The organism is Neobacillus sp. C211 (assembly GCF_051842875.1).
Lineage (GTDB): Bacteria > Bacillota > Bacilli > Bacillales > Cytobacillaceae > Neobacillus.
In genome coordinates, this window is sequence record NZ_JBPXRO010000015.1 from 50,540 (window position 1) to 62,699 (window position 12,160).

The 12,160-nt window shown below is 38.7% G+C and carries 14 protein-coding genes; 8 read left to right on the plus strand and 6 right to left on the minus strand.

Annotated features, from left to right (window positions below; all coding sequences use genetic code 11):
• The first annotated feature begins 134 nt into the window (after window positions 1-134).
• From ACSU6B_RS15480 to ACSU6B_RS15515, 8 genes are all read left to right on the plus strand, one after another.
• Window positions 135-437 carry an urease subunit gamma gene (locus ACSU6B_RS15480; RefSeq protein ID WP_410886496.1) on the plus strand — a complete coding sequence of 101 codons (303 nt, stop codon included), beginning with the start codon at window positions 135-137 and terminating at the stop codon, window positions 435-437.
• 23 nt (window positions 438-460) lie between these two features.
• Entirely contained in the window at window positions 461-799 is a 339-nt protein-coding gene (gene ureB / locus ACSU6B_RS15485) for an urease subunit beta (protein WP_251032978.1), read from the plus strand.
• Window positions 796-2,508, plus strand: coding sequence for an urease subunit alpha (gene ureC, locus ACSU6B_RS15490; RefSeq protein ID WP_215002138.1), 1,713 nt, complete (start codon window positions 796-798; stop codon window positions 2,506-2,508). Before ureB ends, ureC begins: the two co-directional genes overlap by 4 nt.
• 10 nt (window positions 2,509-2,518) lie before the next feature.
• Window positions 2,519-2,974: an urease accessory protein UreE gene (gene ureE, locus ACSU6B_RS15495; RefSeq protein ID WP_215002137.1), complete on the plus strand. Its 456-nt coding sequence runs from the start codon at window positions 2,519-2,521 to the stop codon at window positions 2,972-2,974.
• On the plus strand, window positions 2,967-3,653 hold the full coding sequence (locus ACSU6B_RS15500) for an urease accessory protein UreF (RefSeq protein ID WP_410886498.1): 687 nt from the start codon (window positions 2,967-2,969) through the stop codon (window positions 3,651-3,653). The genes ureE and ACSU6B_RS15500 overlap by 8 nt, the downstream gene beginning before the upstream one ends.
• A gap of 16 nt (window positions 3,654-3,669) precedes the next feature.
• Complete coding sequence (ureG, locus tag ACSU6B_RS15505; protein ID WP_410886500.1) at window positions 3,670-4,281, plus strand: urease accessory protein UreG; 612 nt, start codon at window positions 3,670-3,672, stop codon at window positions 4,279-4,281.
• 1 nt (window position 4,282) lies between these two features.
• A complete protein-coding gene (locus ACSU6B_RS15510; protein ID WP_215002135.1) occupies window positions 4,283-5,107 on the plus strand; it encodes an urease accessory protein UreD in 825 nt (274 codons plus the stop codon).
• Between the two features lie 73 nt (window positions 5,108-5,180).
• Complete coding sequence (locus ACSU6B_RS15515) at window positions 5,181-5,858, plus strand: sulfite exporter TauE/SafE family protein (RefSeq protein WP_410886503.1); 678 nt, start codon at window positions 5,181-5,183, stop codon at window positions 5,856-5,858.
• 176 nt (window positions 5,859-6,034) lie between these two features.
• Here ACSU6B_RS15515 and ACSU6B_RS15520 read toward each other — a convergent pair whose 3' ends face one another.
• The 6 genes from ACSU6B_RS15520 to ACSU6B_RS15545 form a co-directional block, all read right to left on the minus strand.
• Complete coding sequence (locus tag ACSU6B_RS15520) at window positions 6,035-7,243, minus strand: cytochrome P450 (protein ID WP_410886505.1); 1,209 nt, start codon at window positions 7,241-7,243, stop codon at window positions 6,035-6,037.
• A 167-nt stretch (window positions 7,244-7,410) separates the two neighbouring features.
• Window positions 7,411-8,112 carry a dethiobiotin synthase gene (gene bioD, locus ACSU6B_RS15525; RefSeq protein ID WP_215002128.1) on the minus strand — a complete coding sequence of 234 codons (702 nt, stop codon included), beginning with the start codon at window positions 8,110-8,112 and terminating at the stop codon, window positions 7,411-7,413.
• The gene (gene bioF / locus ACSU6B_RS15530) at window positions 8,109-9,281 is read right to left on the minus strand and encodes an 8-amino-7-oxononanoate synthase (protein WP_410886507.1); all 1,173 of its coding nucleotides are present in this window, start codon (window positions 9,279-9,281) and stop codon (window positions 8,109-8,111) included. The genes bioD and bioF overlap by 4 nt, the downstream gene beginning before the upstream one ends.
• Window positions 9,271-10,629 (minus strand): adenosylmethionine--8-amino-7-oxononanoate transaminase, encoded by a 1,359-nt coding sequence (bioA, locus tag ACSU6B_RS15535; RefSeq protein WP_410886509.1) that lies wholly within the window; start codon window positions 10,627-10,629, stop codon window positions 9,271-9,273. Before bioA ends, bioF begins: the two co-directional genes overlap by 11 nt.
• Entirely contained in the window at window positions 10,610-11,395 is a 786-nt protein-coding gene (gene bioW, locus ACSU6B_RS15540; RefSeq protein WP_410886511.1) for a 6-carboxyhexanoate--CoA ligase, read from the minus strand. The genes bioA and bioW overlap by 20 nt, the downstream gene beginning before the upstream one ends.
• 249 nt (window positions 11,396-11,644) lie before the next feature.
• A complete protein-coding gene (locus ACSU6B_RS15545) occupies window positions 11,645-12,067 on the minus strand; it encodes a CBS domain-containing protein (protein WP_215016824.1) in 423 nt (140 codons plus the stop codon).
• Window positions 12,068-12,160 lie beyond the last annotated feature (93 nt).

Consider the following 12,160-nt stretch of genomic DNA (forward strand, 5'->3'; position numbering starts at 1 on the left):
AAAATAAAAGATTAAATCAAATCTATATGGAAAAGCTATTTATGTTTGCTTTTCTAAAAGATGACTACATATTAGTATTTTCTTAATTAAGAAAAATACATTTGGTAATTATATGAAAAAGAGGAGGTTTTACCATGCAATTATTACCTCGTGAGATTGATAAGCTCATGATTGTCGTTGCTGCGGATCTTGCTAAAAGGCGAAAAGAAAGGGGCTTAAAATTAAATTACCCAGAAGCTGTTGCGCTAATTACTTATGAAGTACTAGAAGGTGCAAGGGATGGAAAAACGGTTGCCGAATTAATGGAATATGGTGGAACAATCTTGTCTCGCGAAGATGTCATGAATGGCATTCCAGATATCATTGACGATATTCAAGTAGAAGCTACATTTCCTGATGGAACCAAACTGGTAACTGTACATGATCCAATTCGATAAGAATGAACAGGAGGCTTAACTTTATGGAACACATTGAAGTGGAACCAGGACAGCTATTTTTAAAGGAAGAAGATATTATTTGTAATGCTGGAAGAACGACATCAAAGATATCTGTAACCAACACCGGCGACCGTCCCGTCCAAATCGGGTCTCATTTTCACTTTTATGAAGTAAATGAATCTCTCCAATTTAATAGAGAAGAAGGGTTCGGGAAACGTTTGAACATTCCATCAGGTGCTGCCGTTCGTTTTGAACCTGGCGATGAGAAAGAAGTAGAATTGATTCCCTATGGTGGAGAACGTCGAGTATATGGATTTAACAATAAAACAGATGGTTCCATTGAAAGAGGGTCTAATCAATGAGCTTTAAAATGACGAGAAAACAATATGCCGAAATGTACGGACCAACAACAGGTGATTCCATTCGTTTAGCCGATACGAACTTAATCATTCAAATTGAAAAAGACCTTACAACTTACGGCGAGGAAGTCGTCTTTGGCGGCGGGAAGGTTATTCGAGATGGTATGGGGCAGCATCCCCTTGTCACTCGTGGAGATGGGATACCGGATGTAGTGATTACAAATGTCGTCATTTTGGATTATACCGGAATTTATAAAGCTGATATTGGTATTCGTGATGGGGTCATTGCTGCAATTGGAAAAGCAGGGAATCCATTAGTCATGGATGGTGTCGATATTGTGATTGGAGCCTCCACTGAAATTATTGCCGGTGAGGGAATGATTGTAACGGCCGGTGGAATTGATACACATGTTCACTTTATTAACCCGGCTCAGGTAGATACAGCACTTACCTCCGGTGTGACCACTCTGATTGGAGGAGGAACCGGTGCAACTGCAGGGTCCAGAGCAACAACCGTTTCTCCTGGTGAATGGAATATTCACCGGATGCTCGAAGCTGCTGAAGGATTGCCCATTAACGTAGGTTTTACTGGGAAAGGCCAGGCTGCAGCAGAAGAACCGCTTGCGGAGCAAATACGTGCAGGTGCCATTGGTCTTAAAGTTCATGAAGATTGGGGAGCTACCGCTTCGGCTATTGACCATTCACTTAGAGTAGCTGATAAATTTGATGTACAAGTAGCCCTTCATGCCGATACCTTGAACGAAGGGGGATTTGTGGAAAATACAATGGCAGCCATTAAGGATCGGGTTATTCACATGTACCATACGGAAGGTGCAGGGGGTGGTCATGCTCCTGATTTAATCAAGTCGGCTGGATTCATGAATGTTCTTCCGTCCTCTACGAATCCAACCTTGCCTTATACCGTGAATACGATTGATGAACATCTAGACATGCTGATGGTTTGCCACCATTTGAACCCTGCTGTACCAGAAGATATCGCTTTTGCTGATTCCCGAATTAGAAAGGAAACAATTGCAGCAGAAGACATCCTTCAAGATATGGGAGTATTTAGTATGGTCAGCTCAGATGCACAAGCAATGGGACGGATTGGGGAAGTTATTTTACGTACATGGCAAACTGCAGATAAAATGAAAAAACAAAGAGGAACTATGCAAGGTGACAGCGAGTATTCAGATAATAACCGAGTAAAGCGATATATTGCCAAATTTACCATTAATCCAGCGATTACACATGGTATTTCTGATCATGTTGGTTCTATAGAAGTAGGGAAAATTGCTGATCTTGTGCTCTGGAATCCAGCGTTTTTCGGTGTGAAACCTGAACTCATTTTAAAAAATGGCTTTATTGTTCAAGCCTTAATGGGTGATGCTAATGCATCCATTCCGACACCACAGCCGATTATTTATCGACCGATGTATGCTTCAATAGGGAAAGCCCTGTCTAAAAGCTCGATTACCTTTATCTCTCAAGCAGCCTTTGATGGCAAAGTACATGAGAAATTGGGATTGGAAAAAATCATTCTCCCTGTTCACGGAATTCGAAAATTAACAAAAAAGGATATGAAGCTTAATTCCGAAACTCCTGAAATTACTGTAGATCCCCAAACATATGAAGTAAAAGTAAATGGGGAACTGATTACCTGTGATCCTGTTGACGAAGTACCAATGGGACAACGCTATTTCTTATTTTGAGGTGAAAACAATGATTGTTGAAAGTATTGTAACGAATATAGAAGAAATGGAAATGGAAGAACTTTTAAAACGACATAAGGAAAAGGTATATCTAGAAAGTTCTGATTTAGTGAAACGAATTCAGCGAGTGACAACAGACCACGGCAAAGAAATAGGGATTCGACTAAAAAATCCACGTGATCTTGTGGCTGGTGATGTTTTATTTATGGATGATAAAAATATGATTATTGTGGATGTTGTATCAGATGATGTACTCGTTATTAGCCCGCGTTCCTTGAAGGAAATGGGGACGATTGCTCATCAATTGGGAAATCGCCACCTTCCAGCGCAATTTGAAGAGGATGACATGCTCGTACAATATGATTACCTAGTGGAAGAATTGCTGCAAGAGTTGCAAATCCCTTTTAAACGCGAAGATAGGAAAGTAAAGCAAGCATTTCGGCATATCGGTCATAGTCATGATTGATAAAACACTGTCTTTGTTTCAACTTTGTGATTCTAACTTTCCAACAGGTGCTTTTAGTCATTCATATGGCTTAGAGAGTTATATTCAGGAAAATATCGTACACGATCAAGCCACGTTTGCCCAGTGGCTTCAAGTTTATTTAAATGAGCAGCTCGTCTATTCAGATGGGCTGGCAACTCGTCTTGTCTATGAATCATTAGAAAATAACGAGATGGAAAAGGTTTGGAAAATAGATCGGATGTTAATGGTTCAGAATTTACCACGAGAAACACGAGATGGGTCACAGAGAATGGGTGAACGTATGTTAAAGCTTGTGGAATCTTTATATCAGAATCCATTACTTGCCCAATATAGAGAACGAATCCAGCAAAAGAAATCTTTTGGACATCCGGCCATTGTGTTTACGATGATTGGTCATCATCTTGGAGTTTCACAAGAAAACACAACGCTCTATTATTTATATTCTACCGTGTCAAGTCTAGTTCAAAATGCGGTACGTGCCATTCCGTTAGGTCAAACAGCCGGGCAAAAAATCATCCAAGAGTTCCAAGCTGCTTTAGCCAAGGCAACCGAAAAAATTCAACTTTTGGACGAAGAGGATTTTGGAATTGTGTCTCCAGGTTTAGAATTAGCGCAAATGATGCATGAGCGTGTGAATATTCGTATTTTTATGTCTTAGGAAAGGACGTGTTGAAATGGAACCGATAAAAATTGGCGTAGGCGGTCCTGTTGGAGCAGGAAAAACACTGTTAATTGAGAAGATTACCCGAGATTTAGATGGAGAAATTAGCATGGCAGTTGTGACAAATGATATTTATACAAAGGAAGATGCTAAATTCCTTATGCAAAATGGAGTTTTACCTTCTGATCGTATCATCGGTGTTGAAACAGGTGGATGCCCTCATACAGCAATCCGCGAAGATGCCTCAATGAATTTTGCAGCCATCGATGAATTAAAAGAGAAACATCCGGATGTTGAACTTATTTTTGTTGAAAGTGGAGGAGATAATCTTGCGGCCACATTTAGCCCGGAGTTAGTTGATTTTTCTATCTATATCATTGATGTAGCCCAAGGTGAAAAAATTCCAAGAAAAGGCGGACAGGGAATGATTAAATCTGATTTATTTATTATTAATAAAACAGATTTAGCTCCCTTTGTTGGCGCAAGCTTAGATGTAATGGAATCAGATACTAAGGTTTTTCGGGGCGATAAACCGTTTGTCTTTACAAATTTAAAAAATAATTCGGGGCTTGATGAAGTCATCAACTGGATCAAGCAGGACACCCTTTTAAAGGGATTGGCTTAGAATGACAGGTTGGACAGGAGAATTACGTTTAGCTGTTGAAAATCGAAAAGGAAAGACAGTTGCAAAAAGTGTATATTTCCAGGGCGCATTGAAAGTAATGCGCCCTATTTATCACAACGATTCGGGACAAGTCTGCTATTATATTTTAAACCCTGGGGGAGGCTATTTAGACGGTGATCGATACCGCATACAAATTGCATTAGAGAAACAGGCTAGACTCACATTAACGACACAGTCTGCTACGAAAGTGTATAGAACCCCCCATACACATGCATATCAGGAAACGGAAATCTTTTTGAAGAAAGGCAGCTTTTTGGAGTATACTCCCGATCCTTTGATTGCCTATCGACAAGCGCGATATAAACAAAAAAATGTCATCCACATGGAAAAAGGCGCTACGTTTCTTTATTCAGATATTATTACGCCAGGCTGGTCTCCAGATGGGAAAAGATTTAGCTATGACCGGCTTCAATTAATGAATGAAATATACATGGATCATGAACTTGTGACTTATGATCATATTAAGTTAAGTCCAGCAAACCATAATGTGGAAACGATTGGACTTATGGAAGGTTTTTCTCACTTGGGCTCTATGCTAGTTATCGGGGAACAAACCACCTCTGAGCTACTGGATCGGTTATATCATGTGATCCAATCAGAAACGAATACCTATAAAGTTGGATTATCCCAATTAGCTGTTAAAGGATTTACCGTACGGGTTTTAGCAAACTCAACACAGGAAATTGAAAGAATATTTAAGAATGTCCATCATATGATTAGTCATGAATGGTTTGATACAACCCCAAGCTTTCTTAGAAAATATTAAGGTGTAAAATTTGGATTCAGTATTCAACAAGGGTATCGAATTAAACAGAGAAATAGTTTAAGGGAGGATCTTGATGGAGATTACTTTGTTTTCCGTGTTGGCACTTGGGTTCATTTTGGGGATTAAACATGCGATTGAACCTGATCATGTCATTGCCGTATCAACTATTGCCAGTAATAGCAAAAAGTTATGGCATGCCTCTCTAGCAGGGGTATTTTGGGGCATTGGACATACTGCCACTCTTTTTATCCTTGGGATTATATTAATCCTAATGAAAAATGATTTGTCGGATAAATGGTCCATGTCATTAGAATTTCTTGTAGGTATTATGCTTATCTATTTAGGTATTACGAGCTTACTTACATTTAGAAAGCACAAACAACACTCTCATCTAAAAGAAGAACATTCAAAGAATGATCATTTGAACAAGAAAGATGTATCCTATTTTAAATCATTGTTCATTGGATTTGTTCATGGACTTGCAGGAAGTGCGGCATTGGTACTACTTACGATGAGCGCGGTTGACACAGTTTGGCAAGGTGTTTTGTATATTTTTATATTTGGAGTAGGTACAACAATAGGTATGTTAATATTCACAACGATTCTCGGCATTCCATTTGTAATGAGCAAGAAACGTTTAAAATTAAGTCGCAGCCTTATCCTGATAACAGGAGCAATTAGTGTCATGTTTGGAATCTATTATATGTATAATTTAGGAATTAATGAAGGACTTTTTAAGCTTTGGATATAAAAGCTAGAATTTGATAAAAAGATCAATCCATTTTAATAAGGGATTGATCTTTTTTATAGACATTCACTTCATAAACGTATATATTATCTTATTTACTTAGGTTAGTCCAAGTTTGTGTCCGTTTTCTTTTACCGTACGTATTCACCATTCCAAATATGCAATCTCTTAATCCTAACTCAGTCAAATATAATTTGCAGTTCGTTTAACGATCTAAACCCAATCATTTTTCGCCATTGCAAGTCAGGAGCCGCTAATTGAAGGTTGTCTTTCCAAACCAGGAGTGATTTAATCGTAATTTGTGTTTCTAACCGTGCCAACGGGGCACCTAAACAAAAATGCGTGCCATATCCAAATGCAAGATGGGGATTCGGATTCCTCGTTATGTCGAATAAATGAGGATCATGGAATTTATTCGGATCGCGATTGGCAGCCCCCAAAAGGATATATACCTGGTCGCCTTTTTTAATAGTTGTTTGATGGATCTCGATATCCTCCGAAGCAATCCGAGCGGTCATCTGTGTTGGACTCTCATAGCGCAAAAACTCCTCAACCGCCCCTTCAATAAGTAATGGTTTTTCCTTTAGGTCCATCAGTTGATGAGGATGTTTCAATAAGGTAAGGATTGAATTGCTAATAAGATTGACTGTTGTCTCATGACCGGCAATAACAAGTAAAATGCAGGTTGCCAATAATTCCTCGTCTGTTAACCTGTCCCCTTGCTGTTCCTCCTTTATTAACAAGCTGATAAGGTCCTCTTCAGGGCTGTGTTTCCGTCTTTTAATCAGTTCTTTAAAATAATCCCTTAAGATTATAGTAATTGCATTCCCATTGTCTAACGCCTTTCTCGAACGGGTAAAATCAATGGTTTGAATTAAGCTTGCCGCCCATTCTCTAAATTGATATCGCTCTTCTTGAGGTACTCCTATTATTTTCGCTATAATGAGACTTGCTAAAGGAAACGCTAAATCGGAAACCACATCCATTGTTTTCTTATTTTGAAACTGTTGCAGTAAATCGTTTACCGTTTCTTGGATATAAGGACGAAGATGTTCCACCATTCTAGGAGTAAATACGTTACTAACCAGTAAACGCAGCCGCTTATGGTCTGGTTGATTTTTAAAAAGCATCATGTCATTTTGGGTGTTTTTTAGCCGCTCATATTTTTTTGAAGTCTGAGGCAGCGGGGTGCGATTTTTAAATCTAGTATCTTTAAGAATCGCTATCGCCTCTTCGTATCCTGTCACGTACCATCCTGGATATTTTAATAGATTTCCCCAATAGATCGGATGAATGGAACGCAGCTTATCGTAAAATGGATAAGGATTTTTAAAAAACTCAGGAGAAGTAAATGTAAATGGTATGGTTTGATTTAAATCGGTTGTCATGTCACGCCCCCTAAAATACGATCACGATCGTTTAACCGAGCTGTGTAACTCACATCTCTGTTAAACTCTTAAATTTATCTCATCTGGACATTCTAAGATTGAAAGGGCCTCCTAATTTGTTACTTCCTTCCCATCTAACACTTGATCTGCAAGTTCCATCCATTTATTCATTTTCCTACCTCCATTTGATTGATTAGTAATGTCACATCTATGTGATCCTTTACCATTTTTTGAATGTTATCTTTTGTTATTTCTTTAAGTTTAGGTGTGATGCCTAATATAGGCACACCACATAACTCTTCAATTAGTTTCGGGTTTGTTTTTTCCGCAAGATCAGGACATTCACTTATGCCGTTGATCACGATTCCGGCAATCGTCAGACCTAGGCTTTTTGCGTATTGAACCGTTAGAAAAATATGATTTACTGTACCAAGATTAGGTCGGGCTACAAGCACAATTGGCAACTGTAACGCCTGAATTAAGTCACTAACTAAGAAATGTTCACCCAGTGGGACTGAAATACCGCCAGCACCTTCTACGATGAAAAATTCATGTTTTCCTCTAATCTTTTCCCAGTGACTTAATACATCTTCAATCCCCACTATCTTCCCTTCTAGCTTCCCTGCAACATACGGTGCAAGTGGTTCTTTAAATTCAAAAGGGGTAATCTCTTCATAGGATAAAGATGTTTGTGACAATTGCTTCAGTAAGCTTGTATCACTTTCTGGATCTTCACGTGAAGTACCGCTCAACAATGGCTTAAATACGCCAACATCCACATTTTTCTCTTTTAATACAGCTGCAAGTCCACTAGAAATAATGGTTTTTCCAACTCCTGTATCTGTTCCTGTTACAAAAAAACCGTTCATTTAATCATATTCAACTCTTTTCCGATGAAATTAAAGGACTCTAGCAAGTAATCGATTTCTTTTGAACCATGGTCGGAGGAGACTGTTAACCGGATACGACTTTCTCCAATTGGGACGGTTGGTGGACGAATCGCTGGTGCATGTATTCCTTTTTCCTGTAATTTTTCCGCAAATTGTACAGCCTTTTCGGTATCCCCAATGATTACAGGAATAATCGGTGTAAGATCCCCCTTCACGGTATAACCCATTTCTTCAAGACTGATTTTTATTTTTTTTACATTTGAAAATAACAGTTGGCGTATTTCTTTACTATCTTCAATTATCTCTATGGCTGCATACGAAGCAGCACATATTGCCGGCGGCATGGCTGTTTGAAAAATAAAGGTTCTCGCATGGTTTAACAGAAAATCAATTAACACCTTCGAACCAGCAACAAAACCACCCTCCGTACCAACAGCCTTGCTTAAGGTTCCAATCAACACATCAGGATGAACACCAAAATATTCACTTGTACCCCTGCCATTTTCCCCCAAAACACCTGTTGCGTGTGCATCATCAACAATAACGTAGGCATGATAGCGTTTAGCAAGTGAGAGCATCTGATCAAGAGGTGCAATCGTACCATCCATACTAAATACTCCATCTGTTACAATAAAACGCCGCTGATATGACGCTGTTTCCTTCAACTTTTCTTCAAGATCACCCATATCGACATGGCTATAAATGACTGTGTCAGCATTGGATAGCCGGCAGCCATCGATAATACTGGCATGATTTAATTGATCACTTAAAATGACATCCCCTTTTTCAGGCAATGACGATAGCACACCGACATTCGCTAAATAACCGCTTGAAAACAGGAGAGCTTTCTCCGTTTGCTTGAAGCTTGCAATTCTTTCTTCAAGTTTTTGATGCCATTCAGTGTGACCTGTCGTTAACCTTGAGCCACTGCTTCCTACTCCAAAATCATGTAGGCTCGTTTCTGCCGCATAAACCAATCGTCGATCATTCGCCAGCCCTAAATAATTATTTGATGAAAAGACGATCTGTCTCTGACCATCAATCAACATCTCAGGAAGCGGAGCCGTATTCATTGTTCGAAACTTTCGATACAAACCAGCCTTTTTGGTCTTGTCTAATCGATGGCTTAACCATCTATCAAGCTCCAACACTCGTCACCCCATTTGTTACCTCATTGATGGCTTCTTTCATGATCATGACCATCGCTTTAATTTCTTCCCTAGTACTAACAAGCGGAGGAAAAAATACAATGACATCACCTAATGGTCTCGTTAACATACCAAGCTCTCTCATTTTTAAAGTAACCTGATAACCTACTCGTTTATGAGCAGAAAAGGGCTCCTTTGTTTCCTTTGAGTAAACAAGCTCTATTCCACACATAAAACCAAGTTGCCTAATATCCCCAACGTGCGGAAGCGATTGCAGCTCTTGTAGGAGTAAATGGAGATACTCTGCCTTTTTGGCTACCTGTTCTACAATATTTTCAGATTCAAACAAACGTAAATTTTCAATTGCAACTGCACATCCAAGCTGATTTCCTGTATAAGAATGACCGTGGAACAACGTTTTTAACTTTTCGTAGTCATCATAGAATGCCATATAGATTTCCTCTGTTGTCAATGTAGCAGCAATTGGCAAATAGCCTCCTGTAATCCCTTTCCCAACTGCCATTATGTCTGGTTGAACACCTTCGTGTTCACAGGCAAACATTTTCCCCGTACGTCCAAATCCCGCTGCTACTTCATCAACAATCATTAAAACATCATATTTTGTACAAAGCTTACGTACACCTGCCAAAAATCCTTCTGGCATCACAATCATACCTCCGGCTCCTTGGACCATTGATTCAATAGTAAGTGCAGCTATTTCTTGGTGATTTTCAATCAGGAGCTGTTCAAGTATATCTAAACATTCATCGCGGCACTGTACAGGATCACCACTCTTAGAGTGATATGTGTTAGGAATTGGTGCTTTAAAGCTCTCAAACATTAATGGGCCGTACACTTGATGGTAAAGCTCGATTGAACCAACACTAACGGCCCCAATCGTATCGCCATGATAGCCATTTTGCATCGCTATAAATTTTTGTTTCTCTGGCCTACCAATATTCATCCAATATTGAAACGCTATCTTAAGAGCAATTTCCATCGCTTCTGCTCCACTATCTGAATAAAAGACACGTGTTAACTTTTCAGGACTTATTTCAATTAGTTTTTCAGCAAGCTCTGTTGCTGGAACATTTGTCATCCCCAACAATGTAGAGTGGGCTATTTTTTCAAGTTGTTTCTTAATCGCTTGATCCAATTCTTTTTTTCGGTGGCCATGTATATTGAGCCACAAAGCAGAAAATCCATCATAATATTCCTTACCATAAATGTCTTTTACTTTAATTCCGTTTCCACTCTCAATAATGAAAGGATTTTCATCATAATCTTTCATTTGAGTGAAAGGCAGCCAAAGATACTTTTTACTTTTTTCAATTAGCTCTTGTGTCATTCTCTTCCTCCCATTGAATAAAAATTGGCTGTTTTTCTAGGTAGTGTATGTATGAATGAAGATCGCTTAAGCCATCCACAAAGAAGATTCGACAGCCGTGTTCATCTCCGTATTTTTTTAATTTTGTAATGCGTTGATAGCCTATCTTTTTACTAGCTACATAGCCTGTTATGTACTCAGGATCATCTGACCAACATAATTCTGCGACAGTAGCTGGATGCTCATTCACCTTTGTTGCAAGTACAAGTGCCTCCCTCACTCTGGAATTCTTAGGCATCTTATAGTAGTCAGCCCATTTTTCAAAATTCGTGTCCAACCAGTCCATTCTGGAAACACGCAAGCCCTTTTCTTTCCGTTCATCAATTCGTTCACCTGAATGAATATCAATCAAAATAGCACCCCTGATTACTGAATATTCAGTCATCAGTTGATACGCTTTTTCAATGCTCTTTCTTGGGATCCCCTCTCTCTCCAAAAGTCTCCTGGCGAATGATTGCCCTTCATCTACTGATTCCACTTCATTTGTCGCAATTTGTAATGGCTTAACTAGTTTTATAGGCTCGTTAATAGATTCAAACTGAATCTGCATAAAATCTGGGTTTCCTCTTGAATGAGTTAAGCCCTTTTCCAATAAAGCATTCACTCCATGTTTCATATTGCTATATGTTGAAAGTAGTTCTCCACCGGATATATGCTTTCCTCCATGTTCATGAGGTCCATTCTTGGAAGCTCTCATTCTAATGCTATAATACTTTCCCTCTTGCATATCTTCTACCTCCCAACCTGGGTAATACTAATTGTAAACCAAAATCAACAATAGGTTAACAATTAGAATAATAAGATAGTTACTCTTTTCTGTCAATATTGTTAACAAAATTGTATTGGTAATTTAAAAGTTATTAAAGAAAAAAGGAATAAACCATTTTTAAGTACTTTTAGGTTTATCCCAATTATTGTCTTGTTTTGGTTTTTCTTTAATAGCTTTTTACAGGTGGAATGGATGTAACTAACATTCCTATTGAATCTGTTCAGAAATATGACTTAATGCTTCTCCAGCTTCGTTTACATGAATGTTGACTGTTGATAGATCACCAATAGCACAAATACCAATCATTTCACCATTTTGTACAACTGGAATGCGACGGATTTGATGGTCTGCCATCATACGAGCACATTCATGTACATCTGTATCAGGCGAGCAAGTGATTACATCCGAAGTCATACAATCATGGCAATGAACGGAATTGCAGTCTTTCCCATCAGCTACACAATTCAATACAATATCACGATCTGTAATCATTCCAACAACTTTTCTACCTTCACAAACTGGAACAGAACCACAGTTGATATCACGCATTATTTTTGCGGCTACTGTCACAGAGTCATGTGATGCACACACCTTAACATCCTTTGTCATAATGTCTTGTACCATTGTCATTGTTTTTTCCTCCTATTGGTGATTGATTTTTCCTTCTTATTTTCTCCATGTGAATCTAAATTATTACTCAAAGCAAGATTTCATTTTTACTAA